We start from the raw sequence: 17,318 nt of genomic DNA on the forward strand, positions 1-17,318 counted from the left end.
AGCGGCACGCTACGGTCAGGGCAGGAGGACCCAGCATGAGCGACCAGGACAAGCAGCCCGGCGTCACCCCCGGCACCCAGGAAGCCCCGGCAACTGCCCAGGCACGCGGCGAGGACGCCGTGGACGTGGCCAGTCAGGGCAGCATGATCACCTCTGATCCGCCGAGCAGCCTGATGCCCGACGAGGTGGCCGAAGAGGAAGCCAGCAGCGAGAGCGAGTGAAGCAGGAACACAGGCGGGAACGAAGGTTATCTTCGTTCCCGCCTGTGGTGCTGTTTTGGGTTCAAGTCGCGCAGATAGCGGACATGGAGCGCGGACCTTGCCCCAGGTCCGCCGTACCTGCTGCCAGATCACCCGGCTCGCTCCAGAACAAAGCGCCCCGGTTGGGGCGCATTCGGTTGCTGGCTTCAGTCGAGGACGGTCAGGCGCACGTCCACATTGCCCTGGGTCGCCACGCTGTAGGGGCAGACCTCGTGGGCCGCGTGCACCAGCCGCTCGGCGGTGTCGCGGTCCACGCCGGGAATGCGCACCTGCAGCTCCACGTCCAGCTTGAAGGCCAGCCCGGCCTTCTGCAGCCCCACCTGGGCCGTCACCTCGCTGCCGTCGGCGTCCACCTTCTGCCGCCGCGCCACCACACCCAGCGCCCCCTGAAAGCAGGCCGCGTATCCGGCGGCGAACAGCTGCTCAGGGTTGGTGCCGCGGCCACCGTCGCCGCCGATCTCGCTCGGCACGCTCAGCTGCAGGTCCAGCCGGTCGTCGCTGCTCACGACGTGGCCGCCGCGCCCCCCGTGGGCGGTGGCCTGGGCGGTGTATAGGTTGGCACTCGGGCTGGTCGTCTGGGTCATGGTAGTTCCTCCGGGCCGCATCATCTCAGGGGCACCGCTGCGGTACGGTGAGGCTTGACACGCTTGGAAAAACAAAGCGCTTGAAGTGTTGATCTACGATTCTGCTGAGGGCGAAGTGGTGGCGGAGCGGGCCGCGCCGTTCAGCCCGGACGTCGCCGAGGTCCCGCCGTGGCCCTGCAGCAGCGACAGCAGGTTGACGCCGGTGGCCGTCTCGACCTGCTCCACCATGCCCACGATGTTGGCCGGCAGCAGCTGCATCGCCGAGCGGGCCGCCTGCCCGTTGCCCGAGTCGATCACCGTGAGCTTGTCAATGCTCATGCCGCGCACCGAAGCGGCAAACTGCTCCACGATCCCCGGCAGCATGTTCAACACGTAGGCGCGCTCGCCCTCTGGCCCGGCGTTGCGGAAGGCGTCCACCAGCAGCTGCACCGCCTGCGCCTTGGCCCGCCCCTCCTCGATGATCGGGGCCGCCGCCGCCTGCGCTTCCAGCAGGCTGGCCTCGCGCTTGGCCCGCGCCGGGGCCACCACATCGGCCTCATAGCGCTTCTGGTTCAGCACGATCCGCTCCTGCTCCAGCTGCTGCTGCGCCACCACCTGGGCGCGCTCGGCGGCCACCCGCGCCTCGTTCTCCCGGGACGCTGCCACCGCGTTCAGCTCGGCGGTGCGCACCCGGAACTCGTTCTGCCGCTCCAGAATCGCCTGCTCCGCACTGGTCTGCGCGATCTGGGCGCGCTGACGCGCCAGCGCCTCAGCTTCGGCCGCTTCGGCGTTCTGCTGCGCCTCGATGATGCGCGCCTGCCGGCTCGCCTCGGCCGTGCGCTGCCGCAGGGTCGCTTCCAGCGCGGCCCGCTCCTGCTCGAAACCCTGCGTAGCCCGCACCTTGGCCAGCTCCGACTCCACCGCCGCCTCGTTCTGGCGCGACAGCTGCACCGCGCCCAATTCGGTCTTGCGCACTTCCAGCTTGTTCTGCTCCTCCAACACCGCCTGGCTGCTGATCGCCTGCGCCACCTGACTGCGCTGACGCGCCTGCGCCTCGGCCTGGGTCGCCTCGGCGTCGCGCTCGGCCTCCGCAATGCGCGCCTCCTTGAGCACCTCCGCCGTCTTGCGCCGCCCGATGCTGCCCAGGTAGCCGCTGCCGTCCGAGACGTTCTGGATCTTCAACGTGTCGAGCCGGATGCCCAGGTTGCCCATGTCGTGCTCGGCTTCCTCGATCAGCGCCTCGGCAAAGCGCAGCCGGTCCTCGTTGATCTCCTCCGGCGTCAGGGTCGCCACCACGCCGCGCAGGTTGCCTTCCAGCGTGTCGCGGGTGATGTTGGTCAGCGCCTCCCTGGGGGTATCCAGGAAGCGCTCAATGGCATTGCTCAGCTGCGGCTCGTTGGCGTTGATCTTGACGTTCGCCACCGCGTGGATGGTCAGCGGAATGCCGCCCTTGCTGTAGGCGTTCTCAATCTTGAGGTCCAGAGGAATGGTGTTCAGGTCCATCCAGGCCACCTTCTCCAGCACTGGCACCCGGAAGGCCCGCCCGCCCCGGATGACCCGGTAGCCGACCGTGTCGCCCTCCGTGGTGACGCGCGAGCGCCCCGAAATCACCAGCACCTTGTTGGGCGGCACCACGATCAGGAAATTCTGAATCAGCACCACCACCACGATGATGCCCAGCACGATCAGCCCCGCCAGCACCAGCAGTTCCATATCCATGTCCTTTCTTCCTTCCTGCCCTACTGCCCGTCCCAGAGCCGTACGTCCAGCACGCCGCGCTCCTGGGCGATCACCAGCACCCGGTCGCCCGGGCTCAGCGGGTCGGCGCTCTGCACCAGCCACTCCTCGCGCTGTCCGGCCACGGTCAGCAGCGCCTTCCCGGGGGCCGCGCCGCGCGGCGACACCAGCACCCGGCCGGTGCGGCCCGTCAGGCTGCCGACCCGGGTGGCGGTTTCGCCGCGCAGCCGCGCCAGCCGGAAGGCCCAGGCGGTGAAGCCACCCACGCTCAGGCCCGCGACCAGCGCAAACAGCAGCTGGCCCGGCCCGGAAAGCCGCAGCCAGATGGCCAGCAGGCCGCCCAGCCCGAAGAAGGCCGCGAAGCTGACCAGCGCCCGCAGGCTCAACCAGCTGGCAATGTCCCCGGCCTCCAGATGATCGGTGTTCAGCCCCAGATCATGATCGTGTCCGCCCAGCAGCGAGATCAGCAGCAGCGCGCCGCCCACCACCGCGCACAGCGTATACAGCGTCAGCATAGCCAGCGGCTCCCCGACCGTCCGTGTGGAGGTGAATGTCCTCCACCATGCTGTACGCGCCCGGCGGGAGCGAAGTTGCCGCCTCCGGCGCACCGGCCCGCACACTATGCTGCGGCATGGTCCCGACCCTCGACCTTGACCTGACCGACCCCGCCTTCGTGCAGGACCCCTACCCCCGGCTGAGTGAGCTGCGAGAGCAGACGCCGGCGTTCTGGGCGCAGGACCGGCTGTTCCTGACCCGCTACGACGACATTGCCCGGGTGCTGAAGGACAGCCGCCACTTCGGGCGCTCGACTGGCCATGTGCTGGGCAGAGACGAACAGCCGCTGCCGGACCCGCGCCGCCTCCACTTCGACCGCTTCAACACCAATCACCTGCTGGAAGCCGAGCCGCCCAAGCACACCCGGCTGCGGGGGCTGGTGCAGCTGGCCTTCACGCCCCGGCGGGTCGAGGAGCTGCAGGGCCGCATCCAGCAGATCGTGGCCGGCGTGATCGCAGACCTGCGCGGGCGTCCGACCTTCGATCTGGCGCAGGACTATGCCGAACCGCTGCCGGTGACGGTGATCGCGGAGCTGCTGGGCGTGCCGGAACCGCACCGCCATCAGCTGCGGCCGTGGTCGGCGGCCATCGTGCGGCTCTACGAGGTGAATCCGCCGGATCACGTGATCGAGGCGGCGGAGCGGGCGGTGATCGAATTCTCGGCGCTGCTGAGGGAGCTGCTGGAGAAGCGCCGGCGGGTGCCGCAGCCGGACCTGATCACGGCCCTGGCCCAGGTGGAGGACGGCGGCGAGCGCCTGAGCGAGCAGGAGCTGATCGACACCTGCATCCTGCTGCTCAACGCAGGCCATGAGGCCAGCGTCAACGGGCTGAGCGCCGGGGTGCTGAACCTGCTGCGTACCGGCCAGTGGGCGCAGGTGGTGGCCGCCGCCCAGGCTGGCGCCCCGGAGCGCACGTTCCGCACCATCATCGAGGAACTGCTGCGCTACGACACGCCGTTGCCGCTGTTCGAGCGCTGGGTGCTGCGCGACACCGAGGTGGCGGGCACCCCGGTGCGTGCCGGACAGAAGCTGGCGCTGCTGTACGCCAGCGGCAACCGCGATCCCCGCAAATTCGCCGCGCCGGACCGGCTGCAGCTCGACCGCGACCCGAACCCACACCTGACCTTCGGTTTGGGCATCCATTACTGCCTGGGCGCGCCGCTGGCCCGGCTGGAACTCGCCGCCAGCCTGCGGGCGCTGGCGCTGGCCTTTCCGGATCTGACCGTGCAGAACTTCGCGTACAGCGGCGGCTTCGTGATCCGGGGGCTAAGCCGCCTGCATGTCCTGACCTGAGGACCGGGGGCATCTGGTGGAAGCGCTTCCGAGTCTGAAGCCGCCTTCAGAAAAATCGGATGCCCAGCCGACACACGGCCCGTGAGATGGAGCCATGAAAGTACTGCTTGATGGGGCATGGAAGGGTGACGTGACCGATCCGGGCCGGACCTTCGTGGGCACGCTCCGCACGGGCGGGCTGCCAGGTACTGCCGAAGGGCATGCCGTGCAGGTTGTCTTTCAGTCCGCTCCGGAACGGGTGCAGAAGCCGGGCCAGCACGGTCAGTACCTGCTCAGTTGCGGGGAGCGGCGCTGGGCGCTCAGCCACTTTGCCCGCTCGGACGTCAGCGACCCGGGCACCCGCGACGAGGGCCGCCCTCAGGCATGGGTGGCCGAGGTGCTGGACGCCAGCAGCTGAGCCCAGTCCAGCTCCCCCGACTGCGCCTCGGCACGGGCGTCGGCTTCCTGCTGCAGGGCCAGCCATGCCCAGACCCGGGCGGGGCTGCGGGGACGGCTGCGCTCGAATGCTTTCTGGGCCGTCCGCTGCGCCTTCTCCGGACTTCCTACCTCTCGCTGCACCAGCGCCAGGACGGCCAGCAGGTGCGGGTCAGCGGCCGTGCCCAGCAGTTCGGCCACCTTAAGGCCCTCGGCCAGCGTCCGCAGGGCCCGCCGGGGATCGGAGCGCCACAGCCGTTCCCCCAGCAGCGTGACGGCCGCCACCAGCGCCGGGCCGTCGCCCTCGGCCCTCGCCTGTTGCCGGGCAGACAGCGCCGCCACCTCATCCCCTTCAGCCCTGGCCCGCAGCACCTGAACGCGCGCACTGTCCGGCTGGCCCTCCAACAGCGTCAGCACCTCAGCAGTGCGCCCCAGCCGCAGCAGCGCCGCCGCACGGGTCAGCGGCTCTCTGGCCCACGCGGCGGCCAAAGCCGGGCGGCCCAGCCACAGCGCCAGCGCCGCAGCCTCGTCATGCTCGTCCGGCAGCGGCGTCAATGCAGCGAGCAGCGTCAGCGCACCCGCCTCATCTCCCGCGTCCACCGCCGCCTGTACCCGCGCCACACTCACACGCGGCAGTGTAGCGCCCGGCAACTGTTCAGGCGGTCAGCGCCAGATCCAGCCCCAGGAAGCGCCACAGCGCGCGGCGCGAGACCCGGATGCCGATGGGACTTTCGACCGCCACCAGCCGGCCCTCCCGGATCCAGCGGCGCACCGTGCGTTCATGGGTGCCGGTAAACTCCGCAACTTCACAGACCTTCAGCAGTTTGGGCAGGGTGTCGAACTGTTCGCGCAGGGTCACATGCACCTCCAGGGAGTCGGGGCCACCAGGGTCCGGGCCACCAAAGCAGACGGGGCCGCCACATGGACGACCCCGCTCAGGTTGCTGATGATTTTGCCGCCGCAGCCGTGCCCGCCACCGGGCCCCGCCCCCAGCTGGAGCGGAGTGGTGAAGTCGGCGGTCAGCGTCTTCAACTTGAGGCCCAGTATACAGGACGGCTTTTCAGGCGCATGTCAGATGTTGGGGGGGGATCAAGTGGGGATGAGAAGGTCAGGGTCGTTACAGCCGGGGCCGCAGACCGTACACTCCGGGGCGTGACTGTTCTCTCGCAGCTGTCCGGGACCCTCGTCAATGTCGTGACTGTGCTGGCCGGCACCAGCCTGGGCCTGCTGCTGGGCGGGCGACTGCCGGAACGCACCCAGCGCACCCTGCTTCAGACGCTCAGCCTCGTCACGCTGTACATCGGCCTCGACATGGCCGGCGCGCTGAACCACGTGTCGGGCGGGCGGGTGCCGGGCGTGATCCTGAGCCTTGTGGCGCTGGCGCTGGGCGCGGTGATCGGAGAAGCGCTGGGCATCGAGGAGGGGCTGGGGCGGCTCGGTGAGCTGCTGCGGCGGCGCTTCCGCGGCGGGGGCCGCTTCACCGAAGGGTTCGTGGCCGCCAGCCTGCTGTTCTGCATCGGCCCGCTGACCATCGTGGGCGGTATCCAGAACGGCCTGACCGGCGACAGCAGCAGCTATGTGCTCAAGAGCGTGCTGGACGGCATCGCCTCGCTGGCGCTCGCCGGGGTGTACGGCATCGGAGTGGGCTTCAGCGCCCTGAGCGTGCTGCTGATCCAGGGCGGCATCAGCCTCGCGTCTGGTGGGCTGGCGGGGGTACTGCTGCACGGGGCCAGCCCGGACATCCTCAAAACCAACCCCTACGTGCTGGTGGTGACCGGGGCGGGCGGCCTGATGATTCTGGGCATCAGCTGGAACCTGATGCTGGGCGGGCTGGGCCTGGACGACCGCCGGGTGCGGGTGGGCAGCCTGCTGCCGGGGCTGGTGCTGGCTCCACTGGCCCTGTGGGCGGCCCGCCTGATCGGCTGAGTACGCTTGACGGGCGGTGCATACCGCGCTATCTTATTTCTATCACCGCCTGGAAGGGCGGGCTTTTTTTTACCTGCGCTCTCCACGCTATCCAACCTGCCCCCTCCACCGTCCGCACTTGCTACCCTGCCGCTATGACGAGCGCACGCGAGCAGTACGAGGCCTTCCAGGCGCGTGGCCTGAAGCTGAACATCGAGCGCGGCCAGCCGAGCGACCAGGACTTTGACCTGTCGCGCGGCCTGCTATCGGCCCTGAACGACCAGGACACCCACACCGAGACCGGGCTGGATCTGCGCAACTACCCGGGCGGCGTGGCCGGGCTGCCGGAGGCGCGCGCCCTGTTCGGCTCCATGCTGGGAGTGAAGGCCGCCAACACGATCGTCTGGAACAACGCCAGCCTGGAACTGCAGGCCCACGTGCTGACCTGGGCGCTGCTGAAAGGCCTGCCGGCCAGCAGCGGCCCGTGGGTGCAGCAGCGGCCACAGATGATTGTGACGGTGCCCGGGTACGACCGGCACTTCCTGCTGCTGCAGACGCTGGGCTTCGAGCTGCTGACGGTGCAGATGCAGTCGGACGGCCCGGATCTGGACGCCGTGGAGCGGCTGGCGGCGGGGAGCGACCGCGTCAAGGGCATCCTGTTCGTGCCCACCTACAGCAATCCGGGCGGGCAGAGCATCAGCGAGGAGAAGGCGCGGCGGCTCTCGGCGCTGCAGGCCGCTGCGCCCGACTTCACCATCTTCGCCGACGACGCCTACCGCGTCCATCACCTGTACCCGGACGACCGCGACGTGGCCGTGAACTTCGTGCAGCTGTGCGCCGACGCTGGCCACCCGGACCGCGCCTACGTGTTCGCTTCCACCAGCAAGATCACCTTCGCGGGCGCGGGGCTGGGCTTCGTGGCCACCAGCGAGGCCAACGTGACGGCGCTGAGCGTGTGGCTCAACGCCCAGAGCATCGGCCCCAACAAGGTGGAGCAGCAGCGGCACGTGCAGTTCCTGAAGCGCTACCCGGGCGGTGTGGACGCGCTGATGGCCGCGCACGCCGAGATCATCCGGCCCAAGTTTGAGGCGGTCAATGAGGCGCTGAAGGAGGCGCTGGGCGACAGCGGCCTGGCACGCTGGACCAGCCCCAGGGGCGGGTATTTCATCAGCCTGGACACCACCTACCCGGTGGCGCAGCGGGTGGTGGAACTGGCGGCCCAGGCGGGCGTGAGCCTGACGCCCGCGGGCGCGACCTACCCCGGCAAGCAGGACCCGAACGGCAGCAACATCCGGCTGGCCCCCACCCGCCCGCCGGTGGCAGAGGTGCGGGAGGCGATGCAGGTGGTGGCCGCCTGCATCCGGCTGGCTTCCGAGGAGTATCTGGCGAAGCAGTAACCGCGACAGGAGCGGGACCCGGCCTCTACGCTGCCGGGTCCCGCTCCTGGTGTTCTGGTTAGCGCCAGCGTTCCGGCAGGCCGTACAGGTGCCAGCGGGCGTCCACCCGGTCGCGGGTGGCCTGATCCATGCTGATCTTGGGTGGCCACGCGCGCACGAACCCCTCCTCCGGCAGCTTGCGGGTGCCGTCCCAGACGAGGCGCCCGTGGCTCACCCACACGTCACGCTCCGGATCGATGTTGTTCAGGATGGTCCACCACACGTCCTGCAGGTCTTGAACGTCGGTGAGTTCGTCCACCAGCAGCAGGTGACGCACGCCGTCGGCCGCCGGATGTTGTGCCAGCTGCTCCCCGATCTCCCGGCTCTGAAAGGGCCGGGTCTTGGTCACCTGCACGGCCCAGTACCCGGGCGTCTCGGCAGGCCGGTGCTGGGCCGTCACGCCGTCCAGCTGATCGGTGTAGGCCGGTTCAGCGGGTGACAGCTCTGCACCCGCTTCCTGCTCCTCGTGCTGCCCCTCCCGGGACCCCACCGCCTGCCCCAGCTCCTCGGGCAGCTTCCGGGTCGCGTCGATGATCAGCTTTCCACCGTAACTCCAGGTGCGGCTGCTGTGGTCGAGGGCGTCAATCGGGCCGCGGCCGGTCAGCGTGTCGCGACCCGGCACCGCCTGCCGGGCCACCGTCTGCCACACGGCGGCAAAGTCCTGCACCGGCACCCCGTCGTCCACCACCACGATCACCTTGGCGAACATCATCTGCCCGAGCCCCAGCAGGCCGCTGGCCACCTTGTAGGCCTCGCCAGGAAAGCGCTTCTTGATGCTCACGAACACCAGGTTGTGTGCCACCCCGGCGGGCGGCATGTGGTAGTCGGTGATCTCCGGCAGGATCATCTGCGCGGCCGGCAGGAACAGCCGCTCGGACGCCTCGATCAGGTAGGCGTCCTCCATCGGCGGGCGGCCCACGATGGTGGCCGGGTACACCGGGGTGCGGCGCATGGTGATGGCCGTGACGTGAAAGCGCGGGTACAGGTCCGGCAGGGTGTAGAAGCCGGTGTGGTCTCCGAACGGTCCCTCCATCGCCCACTCCTCCTGCGGGTCCACGTAGCCCTCCAGAATGAACTCGGCGTTGGCCGGCACGTCCAGGTCCACCGTGACGCCTTTCACCACCGGATAGCGCTGACCGCGCAGGTAGCCGGCCAGCGCGAATTCATCCAGGCCGGGAATGGGAGGCAGCGGCGCGGTGGCTGCATAAATCAAAGCCGGGTCGCCGCCCAGGGCGACCGCCACGGGCAGGCGTACGCCCAGCCGCTTCGCCTTCTCCAGGTGCCGGGTCCCGGTCTTGTGACGCTGCCAGTGCATACCCGTCACATTGCGCCCCATCACCTGCATGCGGTACATGCCCATGTTGCGCTCGCCGGTCTCCGGGTCGCGGGTGATGACCAGCGGCAGCGTCACGAAGGGCCCGCCGTCCTGCGGCCAGCATTTCAGCACCGGCAGCTGATGCAAGTCCACCTCGTCGCCGCGCCAGACGACCTCCTGCACCGCACCCCGGCGCACCCGGCGCGGCGGCAGGTTCATCGCGTCGCGCAGCTTGGGAATGTTGCTGAGCAGCCCGCCCAGCCCGTTTCCGGCTTTCAGGTCAATCAGGTCGCGGACCTGCTGGGCCAGCTGATCCAGCGTCTCCAGCCCCAGTGCCTGGGCCGTGCGTTCACGGGTGCCCATCAGCCCGATCACCAGCGGAAAAGGACTGTCTTTCACCTGTTCGAACAGCACGGCCGGGCCGCCGTGTTTCACCAGCCGGTCGGCGATCTCGGTGATTTCCAGCTCGCGGCTGACCGGGGTACTGACGCGCAGCAGTTCCCCGCGCGCCTCCAGCTGCTGCATGAACGACTGCAAGTCGGGAAAGGCCATGCCGGCAGTCTAGGAGAGCCGGGCCGGGACAATGGTACGAAGCCCCGGCAAGTGCCGGGGCCAACAGGAGAGCGGAGGTGGGGGTTACTGCTCGGCGGGGGGGCTGGTGGCTTCCAGCGCGCTGAAGGTTTCCAGGATACGGTAGGTGTGCGGGGCGCCGGCCGGCACCAGGTAGCTGTCGCCCTCCGCAAGGGTCTGCGTCTGGCCGTTGACGGTCAGTTCGGCGCGGCCCTGCAGCACGTAGCCCACCGTCTCGTAGGGGCTGGCGTGCGTGTCCTTGTCGGTGCCGGGCTGCTCGCCCTGCCACATGCGCAGGCCGACACGCTCGCCGCGTGCGAGAGGCTGTTCGGTCTGGGAATTGCCAGATGAGGTGGTCATGCCCGCATCGTGCCGGGTGCAGCCGGACGACACATGTGCAGGGCCTTCAGAGAGGTTAGGAGAGGAAGTGCGCATACAGTGCTGCCAGTGCGCAGGACAGGCGTCCAGGTGGACCGGTAGCGGTCGGAGCAGTTGTGTTGACGGCTTGTGGCTCCCCTTCCCGGCCTGTCGCCCTGATGCCCACAACAGGCACGGCGCCTGCCCTGACCTTGCAGCTGAAGCGTGCACCTTTGCCCCCGACCATGCCCGGTACAATGGGAAGCGACATGGACATGAAGAAACTGATGAAGCAGATGCAACAGGCCCAGGCCGCTGCCGGCAAGATCCAGGAACAGCTGGCCGCCCAGATGGTGGAGGGCGCGGCCAGCGGTCTGGTGACCGTGACCGCCAACGGCCACGGCAAGGTCCAGGCGATTCACATCAAGCCGGAGGCCATTGACCCCAGCGACCCGGAAGCGCTTGAAGACCTGATCCTGGTCGCCATTCAGGACGCTGAGAGCAAGGCCGACGCGCTGCAGCGGCAGGCCACCCAGTCGCTGGGGCTGCCCGGCGGCATGTTCTGAGATGAAGTACCCACCGAGCCTCGTGGCCCTGATCCGCGAACTGTCCCGGCTGCCGGGCATCGGCCCCAAGAGTGCCCAGCGGCTGGCCTTTCACCTGTTTGAGCAGCCGCGCGAGGACATCGAGCGCCTGTCCAGCGCCCTGCTGGAAGCCAAGCGGGACCTGCACACCTGCCCGATCTGCTTCAACATCACCGACGCCGACGTGTGCGACGTGTGCAGCGATCCCAGCCGCGACCGGACGCTGATCTGCGTGGTTGAGGAGCCGGGCGACGTGATCGCCATCGAGCGCAGCGGCGAGTACCAGGGGCTGTATCACGTGCTGCACGGCGTAATCTCACCCATGAACGGTGTGGGGCCGGAGCGGCTGTACATCAAGCCGCTGCTGCCGCGCCTGAGTGAGGCCCGCGAGGTCATCCTGGCCACCGGCACCACCGTGGAGGGCGAGGCCACCGCGCTGTATCTGCAGCGGCTGATCGAGCCGCTGGGCGTGACTGTCTCGCGCATCGCCTATGGTCTGCCGGTGGGCGGCGCGCTGGAATACGCCGACGAGGTCACGCTGGGCCGCGCCCTCTCGGGACGGCAGACCATCGCCAATCGGGGTCCGGCCAAGTAACCCCTCCCCGATCAGGTGTCTGAGAACGGTGTGAGGTTTTGCCGAACATCGCCCGGGTCAGCGGGCATAATGGAGCACGATGCTGTCAACACTCAAGCAACTGATCACGGACGTTGATGGCGCCTGGGCTGCGGCCATCAGCGGTCTGGACGGCCTGCTGGTCGAAAGCCACTCCGCCACCGACGTGGACCTGAGCCTGCTGGTGGCCGAGCACGCCGGCCTGATGCGGGCGACCTCGCAGGCTTACAGCCAGACGCTGTCGGGCGGTCAGACCCGCGAACTGTACATCCGCGCCGAGCGGCTGAGCATCTATCTGCATCCGGTGGGTCAGGAGTACTTCCTGATGCTGGCCATCGACGGTCGCAGCAACCTGGGGCAGGCGCGGCTGTACGGCCGTGACGCCGCCCACCGGCTGGAGGCAGAACTGTGAGGCTTGATCCCCTGATGAGCATTCCCGGCGTGCGGTCCAGCGCGCTGGTGGGTGAGGACGGCCTGCCGGTCGAGATGCTCGGCGAGGGCGGCGACCTGCTGGCCGCCGAACTCGCCTCGATGCGGCAGCTGATGGACCGGGGCGGCCGCCGCATGGGCCTGGGACGCTTGAGCCGCCTGACCTTCGCCAGCGATCTGGCCGAGGTGATCGCGCTGGCCAGCGGCCAGTTCACCGTTGGCGTCTCGCTGATCCGGGGCAGCGACAGCCGCCTGGCGCAGCAGCAGCTGGCCCGCATCGCGGGCTCGCTGGCCACGCCGGGCCAGGGGCTGCCGGATGTTCGTCCGGTGGGCGGAGAACGGTGATGCTGGAACCGCTGCTGCAGGTGCGTGGCGTGCGTCAGGCGGCGCTGCTCAACGCGGCTGGCGCGGTGCTGGAGGCGGTGGGCGACGACCCGGACGCCAGCGTGGCCCAGGCGGGCCGGGCCGTGGCCGGCAGCCTGATCAGCATGCTGGGCGGCGAACTGCAGGACCTGCTGATCGACCTGGACGGCGGCCCGGTGCTGCTCACTCCCCACGGCGACCGCACCCTGATGACCACCTTCGACGACGTGGCCAGCCTGGGCCGCGTGCGCTTCGCCATCAAACGGCTGCTGCCGGACCTGAAATAAGGCACAGGAGGCAGGCGGGGCCACGTTGCTGAACGTGGCCCCGCCTGCCTCTGGGCTGCACCTCAGTCAGCGCCGACCGGCTGTTCCTGATGAACCGGCCTCAGCAGCGCCTCCACGTCCGGCCGGGCAATCGGCTGGAAGAAGCTGTTGCGAATCATGGGCCGGAACCCCGCGTCCGCAGCAATCCGGACCAGCTCGCGTACCGTGGCGTTGTGCCGGTCGTGGCCCGCCGCCGCGCTGACCACGTTCTCCTCGAGCATGGTGCTGCCCAGGTCCGACGCCCCGTAGTACAGGGCGGCCTGCGCCACCTTGAACCCCTGAGCCGGCCAGGACGCCTGGATGTTCGGCTGGTTGTCCAGGGCGATCCGGGCGATGGCCAGCTGCTGCAGGTACTCGTGGGCGCTGGCCCCCGGCGCCTTGCCGTGCAGGCGGGTGTGCTCGGTCTGCAGCGTCCACATGGCGAAGCCGGCGAACCCGTGGCCGTACAGCTGCAGCGACCGGTCCTGCTGATCACGGATCTTGAGCAGGTGGCTGGCGCGCTGGGCATGGCTCTCGCCAAAGCCGATCACCATGGTGCTGATGGTGTACAGCCCCTTACGCTGAGCCGTCGTCCAAAATCCGGAACCAGTCATGGGAGCGGATGCGGGCGGGGGCCGCGTTGGCACGCACCTCATCTTCCAGAATCTCGCCGCCCGCGCCGGGCAGGCCGTCCAGCCCCGCCTGAATCAGGGTGTCGAGCAGGGTGTCCAGGTCCAGCCCGAAGGCCTTCTCCATGAACAGCACCTCCTCGGGGCTGAACGCCTCGATGCGGATGGTGGGGTGGTGCCGCTTGATGTGCTGCAGCAGACCGGTGTAATACTCCAGCCCCAGCTGCGGATTCACGCCGCCCTGCATCAGGATGCGCGAGCCGCCCACCGCCTCCAGCTCCCGGATCTTGTGGCTGATCTGCTCGTAGTCCAGCACGTAGCTGTCCTTCTGACGGGCCGTGCGGTAGAAGGCGCAGAAGTTGCACCCTACGTTGCAGATGTTGGTGTAGTTGATGTTGCGGTCGATCAGGAAGGTCACGACCTCCGGGTCCGTGCGCGCCAGACGCAACTCGTGCGCCACCGCCGCCACGTCCGGCAGCGGCAGGCTGTAGAGGGCCGTCACCTCCGAATGATCGAGCCGCTCGCCCCGGGCGGCCTTGTCGAGCAGGCTGGAAGCGGAAAGGGTCATGCCGTCAGTCTAGCGCTGGCCCCCCGGGACAAGCGCCTTCACGCTTACGGTCCGGTGCGGGTCCGCAGCACCGTGGCCTGCCGCACCGGGGTCAGGGTGTGCGCCTGCCCGTCCGGCACCGCGGCGCTCTCCCCCACCCGCAGCTGAACAAAGTCGCCGTGCGGCAGGTCCAGAATCAGGGTGCCGCCCAGGCAGACGTACCAGCACGCTCCGTCACCGCCCGGCTGCGGGCGCGTGACCTGCACCACGCCCAGCCGCCCGGCGCTGCCCGGCAGCTCCACCCAGACGTCCGGGCTCGCCTGTGCCAGCCGCAGCAGGTGCAGCGCCTCGGCCACTCAGCCGCCCCGCGCCGCCTGATTGAGTTTTTTGCTGGCCTGCAGCGCCATGCCCTTGGCCTTCTTGATGTCCAGACCCAGGCCCGGCGCGACCTCCTCCACCTTGCGCCCCTGCTCGCGGGTGGCGGTCACCAGGGCGCGTTCCTGCTCGCTCAGCACGCCCAGGTGCGGTTTCAGGTCAGCCCAGGCCAGCGCTGCCTTGGGCGCCGTGGCCGGCTTCTTGGCCGCGCTCTTGGACTTGCCTGCCGCCTTGGCGGGCGCCTTGCGGGCCGCCGACTTGAGCGGGGTATGGATGGCCATGCCGCCCTCGGCGGGAGCGCTGCGCCCTGTCCGGCCGGCGCTGGCCTTCCCGGCCGGCTTCTTCGCCGCTTTGGCCGGGGCCTTGGCCGCCGCCTTCCGCGCCGGCTTGCCCGGCTTCTTCTTGGGCTCCTTGCCGCGCTCCTCCAGGATGCTGCGGGCGTCGTCAGCGCTCAGGTCGGGGCCGTCCTCCCCCTTGCGGAGGGTGGCGTTGCGCTCCCCGTCGGTCAGGTACGGACCGAAACGCCCGCTGCGCAGGCTGATGGCCGTGCGGTCCGGGTACTCGAAGCTCTTGAGCGGCCCGGCCGTCGCGCCCCGGCCCCGGAAGCGCGGCTGCTGGAACAGCGCCTCGGCCTCCGGCAGCGTGACGGTGAACAGCTGCTCGTGGCTGGTCAGGCTGCGGCTGTCGGTGCCGCGCTTCAGGTACGGACCGAACTTGCCATTCAGCGCCCAGACCTCCTCTCCCTCCAGCGTCCCGACCAGTCGGGGCAGCGTCAGCAGTTGCAGGGCGCGCTCCAGCGTCAGGGTATTCAGATCATCGGTGGGAAACAGGCTGGCGGTCCGGCTGGGCGGCGTGGTGTCGCCCAGCTGCACATACGGCCCGAAACGCCCGGCCTTGGCAATGACCGGCAGCCCCGTCTCCGGGTCCTGCCCCAGCACCTGATCGCCGCTGGGCCGGCTCATCAGCTCCTGGGCGCGCTCCAGCGTCAGCTCATCCGGGGCGAGGTCCTCGGGAATGTTGGCGCGGGCCTCGCCCTGGCTCATGTACGGGCCGTACTTGCCGACCCGCACTTCGATGCCGCTTCCAGCGAGACGTGGCACCTCGATGGTGGCCACCGCGCGGGCATCGATGGCCTCCATGTTGCTGGCGATCAGCGGCTTGAGGCCCATGCCGCCCTGGTCGCCCAGGTAGAAGCCGCGCAGGTAGGGCGTGCGCTGCTTGCGGCCCCCCGCGATGTCGTCCAGTTCCTCCTCCATGCGGGCGGTGAAGTCGTAGTCCACCAGCGAGGAGAAGTGGTGTTCCAGCAGCGCGCTGGTGGCGAAGGCGGTCCAGGTGGGCACCAGCGCCGAGCCCTTCTTGGCGGCGTAGCCCCGGTCCTGAATGGTGCCGATGATGCTCGCGTAGGTGGACGGCCGGCCGATGCCTGCGGCTTCCAGCGCCTGCACCAGCGAGGCCTCGGTGTAGCGGGCCGGTGGCTGGGTCTCGTGGCCGCTGGCGTCCATGCGCTGGCCGGTGACCGCCTGGCCCTGAGTCAGCGGCGGCAGGATCACCTCGCGGTCCTCCAGCGCGGCGGCCGGATCGTCGCTGCCCTCCACGTAGGCGCGCAGGAAGCCGGGGAAGTCGATGGCGCGGCCCGAGGCGCTGAACTGCACCGGCCGCCCGTCCCGGGTCTGGCCGCCCAGACGCACCTGCATCCGGCGACCGCGCGCGTCGGCCATCTGCGAGGCCACCGTGCGCTTCCACACCAGATCGTAAAGCCGCCACTCGTCTGTGCCCAGCTCAGCGCGCAGGCTGTCGGGGGTGCGGAAGCTGTTGCCGGCCGGCCGGATCGCCTCGTGCGCCTCCTGGGCATTCTTGCTCTTGCTGCTGTAGACGCGCGGCTGCGGCGACAGGTAGGCGTCACCGTACATGGCCTTCACCTGACTGCGCGCGGCGGTCATCGCCTCGGCCGAGAGGCTGGGGCTGTCGGTGCGCATGTAGGTGATGTAGCCGCCCTCGTACAGCTTCTGGGCCGCCCGCATGGTGCGCTGCGCCCCGAAACCCAGCTTGCGCGAGCCTTCCTGTTGCAGCGTGCTGGTGATGAACGGCGGGTAGGGCCGCTGGGTATACGGCTTCTCCTCAGCGCTGGTCACGGTCAGGGCCGACCCGGTCAGCGCCTCGGCCAGCGCCCGGGCCTGCGGCTCATCCAGCAGGGCCACCTCGCTGCCGGGCTTCAGCCGGCCGGTCAACGGGTCAAAGTCGCGGCCCAGGGCCAGACGCCGGCCTTCCAGCTCGGTCAGCCGGGCCGGGAACTGCGCGCCCGCAGCGTCACACTGCGCCTCGATGTCCCACCAGCCGGCCGACACGAAACGCATCCGCTCACGTTCTCGCTCCACCAGCAGGCGGGTGGCCACGCTCTGCACCCGGCCGGCCGACAGCTTGGGCGCCACCTTGCGCCACAGCACCGGGCTCACCTCGTAGCCGTACAGCCGGTCCAGAGCACGCCGGGCCTCCTGCGCCTCCACCAGATTGGTGTCGATGTCGCGCGGGTGCTGGATGGCGCTCTGGATCGCTTCCTTGGTGATCTCGTGGAACACCATCCGGCGCACCGGCACCTTGGGCTTGAGCTCCTGCAGCAGGTGCCACGCGATGCTCTCGCCCTCGCGGTCGTCGTCGGTCGCCAGAATCAGTTCGTCGGCCTCGCTGGTCAGCTTGCGCAGCCGGGCCACATGCTGCCGCTTCTCCGCCGACACCACGTACAGCGGCCGGAAGTCCTCCTCGACGTTCAGCCCCAGCCGCGCCCAGCTCTCGTTCTTGTAGCGCTCCGGGATCTCCGCCGCGCTGCGCGGCAGGTCACGAATATGACCGATGCTCGACTCCACCGTGTACCCCTTGCCGAGATACTTTTCGATGGTGCGGGCTTTGGCCGGAGATTCAACGATCACGAGGGTCTTGGGCATAAGGAAGGGAGAACGCCGGCAGAGACGCCAGCTGTTATCGGCGTGAGCGTAGCACAGCCCGCCCGGACACAGTGGTGCATCGGTCAGGATTTATGACGCTCCAGGGTGGCTCAAGCCTCGCTCAACGGGCG

The 17,318-nt window shown here is 69.3% G+C and carries 20 protein-coding genes and 1 pseudogene; 10 read left to right on the top strand and 11 right to left on the bottom strand.

Annotation, left to right across the window (positions count from 1 at the left end):
* The first annotated feature begins 35 nt into the window (after window positions 1-35).
* Window positions 36-221, top strand: coding sequence for a hypothetical protein (locus ABOD76_RS19335; RefSeq protein WP_350243584.1), 186 nt, complete (start codon window positions 36-38; stop codon window positions 219-221).
* Between the two features lie 185 nt (window positions 222-406).
* On the opposite strand, the gene ABOD76_RS19340 is transcribed toward ABOD76_RS19335, so the two are convergent.
* The 3 genes from ABOD76_RS19340 to ABOD76_RS19350 form a co-directional block, all read right to left on the bottom strand.
* Window positions 407-844 (bottom strand): organic hydroperoxide resistance protein, encoded by a 438-nt coding sequence (locus ABOD76_RS19340; protein WP_350243585.1) that lies wholly within the window; start codon window positions 842-844, stop codon window positions 407-409.
* A gap of 93 nt (window positions 845-937) precedes the next feature.
* A complete protein-coding gene (locus tag ABOD76_RS19345) occupies window positions 938-2,542 on the bottom strand; it encodes a flotillin family protein (protein WP_350243586.1) in 1,605 nt (534 codons plus the stop codon).
* 20 nt (window positions 2,543-2,562) lie between these two features.
* Window positions 2,563-3,075 (bottom strand): NfeD family protein, encoded by a 513-nt coding sequence (locus ABOD76_RS19350; protein WP_350243587.1) that lies wholly within the window; start codon window positions 3,073-3,075, stop codon window positions 2,563-2,565.
* 35 nt (window positions 3,076-3,110) lie between these two features.
* Between ABOD76_RS19350 and ABOD76_RS19355 the strand changes: the two genes are divergently transcribed.
* Window positions 3,111-4,406 (top strand): cytochrome P450, encoded by a 1,296-nt coding sequence (locus tag ABOD76_RS19355; protein ID WP_350243588.1) that lies wholly within the window; start codon window positions 3,111-3,113, stop codon window positions 4,404-4,406.
* A 94-nt stretch (window positions 4,407-4,500) separates the two neighbouring features.
* Window positions 4,501-4,803: a hypothetical protein gene (locus tag ABOD76_RS19360; protein WP_350243589.1), complete on the top strand. Its 303-nt coding sequence runs from the start codon at window positions 4,501-4,503 to the stop codon at window positions 4,801-4,803.
* Here the strand turns inward: ABOD76_RS19360 and ABOD76_RS19365 are convergent.
* Genes ABOD76_RS19365 through ABOD76_RS19375 form a run of 3 tightly spaced genes read right to left on the bottom strand, consistent with a single transcriptional unit; the run spans window position 4,764 to window position 5,852 of the window.
* Window positions 4,764-5,447 carry a hypothetical protein gene (locus tag ABOD76_RS19365; RefSeq protein WP_350243590.1) on the bottom strand — a complete coding sequence of 228 codons (684 nt, stop codon included), beginning with the start codon at window positions 5,445-5,447 and terminating at the stop codon, window positions 4,764-4,766. The genes ABOD76_RS19360 and ABOD76_RS19365 overlap by 40 nt on opposite strands.
* Before the next feature lie 28 nt (window positions 5,448-5,475).
* On the bottom strand, window positions 5,476-5,679 hold the full coding sequence (locus ABOD76_RS19370; protein ID WP_350243591.1) for a helix-turn-helix domain-containing protein: 204 nt from the start codon (window positions 5,677-5,679) through the stop codon (window positions 5,476-5,478).
* Window positions 5,676-5,852: a hypothetical protein gene (locus ABOD76_RS19375; RefSeq protein ID WP_350243592.1), complete on the bottom strand. Its 177-nt coding sequence runs from the start codon at window positions 5,850-5,852 to the stop codon at window positions 5,676-5,678. The genes ABOD76_RS19370 and ABOD76_RS19375 overlap by 4 nt, the downstream gene beginning before the upstream one ends.
* Before the next feature lie 120 nt (window positions 5,853-5,972).
* Between ABOD76_RS19375 and ABOD76_RS19380 the strand changes: the two genes are divergently transcribed.
* Together ABOD76_RS19380 and ABOD76_RS19385 are read left to right on the top strand one after the other, a co-directional pair.
* Window positions 5,973-6,746: a DUF554 domain-containing protein gene (locus ABOD76_RS19380; protein WP_350243593.1), complete on the top strand. Its 774-nt coding sequence runs from the start codon at window positions 5,973-5,975 to the stop codon at window positions 6,744-6,746.
* Window positions 6,747-6,880: 134 nt separating this feature from the next.
* A complete protein-coding gene (locus tag ABOD76_RS19385; RefSeq protein ID WP_350243594.1) occupies window positions 6,881-8,122 on the top strand; it encodes an aminopeptidase in 1,242 nt (413 codons plus the stop codon).
* 58 nt (window positions 8,123-8,180) lie between these two features.
* Here the strand turns inward: ABOD76_RS19385 and ABOD76_RS19390 are convergent, their stop codons facing one another.
* Together ABOD76_RS19390 and ABOD76_RS19395 are read right to left on the bottom strand one after the other, a co-directional pair.
* Window positions 8,181-10,028 carry a menaquinone biosynthesis decarboxylase gene (locus tag ABOD76_RS19390; RefSeq protein WP_350243595.1) on the bottom strand — a complete coding sequence of 616 codons (1,848 nt, stop codon included), beginning with the start codon at window positions 10,026-10,028 and terminating at the stop codon, window positions 8,181-8,183.
* Between the two features lie 84 nt (window positions 10,029-10,112).
* A complete protein-coding gene (locus ABOD76_RS19395; RefSeq protein ID WP_350243596.1) occupies window positions 10,113-10,406 on the bottom strand; it encodes a cupin domain-containing protein in 294 nt (97 codons plus the stop codon).
* Window positions 10,407-10,672: 266 nt separating this feature from the next.
* On the opposite strand from ABOD76_RS19395, the gene ABOD76_RS19400 reads away from it, so the two are divergent.
* From ABOD76_RS19400 to ABOD76_RS19420, 5 genes are all read left to right on the top strand, one after another.
* Entirely contained in the window at window positions 10,673-10,969 is a 297-nt protein-coding gene (locus ABOD76_RS19400; RefSeq protein ID WP_350243597.1) for a YbaB/EbfC family nucleoid-associated protein, read from the top strand.
* Window position 10,970: 1 nt separating this feature from the next.
* Window positions 10,971-11,582 (top strand): recombination mediator RecR, encoded by a 612-nt coding sequence (gene recR / locus ABOD76_RS19405; RefSeq protein WP_350243598.1) that lies wholly within the window; start codon window positions 10,971-10,973, stop codon window positions 11,580-11,582.
* Between the two features lie 79 nt (window positions 11,583-11,661).
* Window positions 11,662-12,012, top strand: coding sequence for a roadblock/LC7 domain-containing protein (locus tag ABOD76_RS19410; RefSeq protein ID WP_350243599.1), 351 nt, complete (start codon window positions 11,662-11,664; stop codon window positions 12,010-12,012).
* On the top strand, window positions 12,009-12,374 hold the full coding sequence (locus ABOD76_RS19415) for a roadblock/LC7 domain-containing protein (protein ID WP_350243600.1): 366 nt from the start codon (window positions 12,009-12,011) through the stop codon (window positions 12,372-12,374). Before ABOD76_RS19410 ends, ABOD76_RS19415 begins: the two co-directional genes overlap by 4 nt.
* Window positions 12,374-12,679: a roadblock/LC7 domain-containing protein gene (locus ABOD76_RS19420; RefSeq protein WP_350243601.1), complete on the top strand. Its 306-nt coding sequence runs from the start codon at window positions 12,374-12,376 to the stop codon at window positions 12,677-12,679. The genes ABOD76_RS19415 and ABOD76_RS19420 overlap by 1 nt, the downstream gene beginning before the upstream one ends.
* Window positions 12,680-12,741: 62 nt before the next feature.
* Here ABOD76_RS19420 and mqnC read toward each other — a convergent pair.
* The 3 genes and pseudogenes from mqnC to topA form a co-directional block, all read right to left on the bottom strand.
* Window positions 12,742-13,894 (bottom strand): annotated as a pseudogene (gene mqnC / locus ABOD76_RS19425) (cyclic dehypoxanthinyl futalosine synthase).
* A gap of 44 nt (window positions 13,895-13,938) precedes the next feature.
* Window positions 13,939-14,229 (bottom strand): hypothetical protein, encoded by a 291-nt coding sequence (locus tag ABOD76_RS19430; RefSeq protein WP_350243602.1) that lies wholly within the window; start codon window positions 14,227-14,229, stop codon window positions 13,939-13,941.
* Window positions 14,230-17,187, bottom strand: a complete 2,958-nt coding sequence (gene topA / locus ABOD76_RS19435) for a type I DNA topoisomerase (protein WP_350243603.1) — start codon at window positions 17,185-17,187, stop codon at window positions 14,230-14,232.
* Window positions 17,188-17,318: the final 131 nt, after the last annotated feature.

It is taken from the genome of Deinococcus sonorensis KR-87, from assembly GCF_040256395.1.
GTDB classification, from domain to species: Bacteria; Deinococcota; Deinococci; order Deinococcales; family Deinococcaceae; genus Deinococcus; species Deinococcus sonorensis.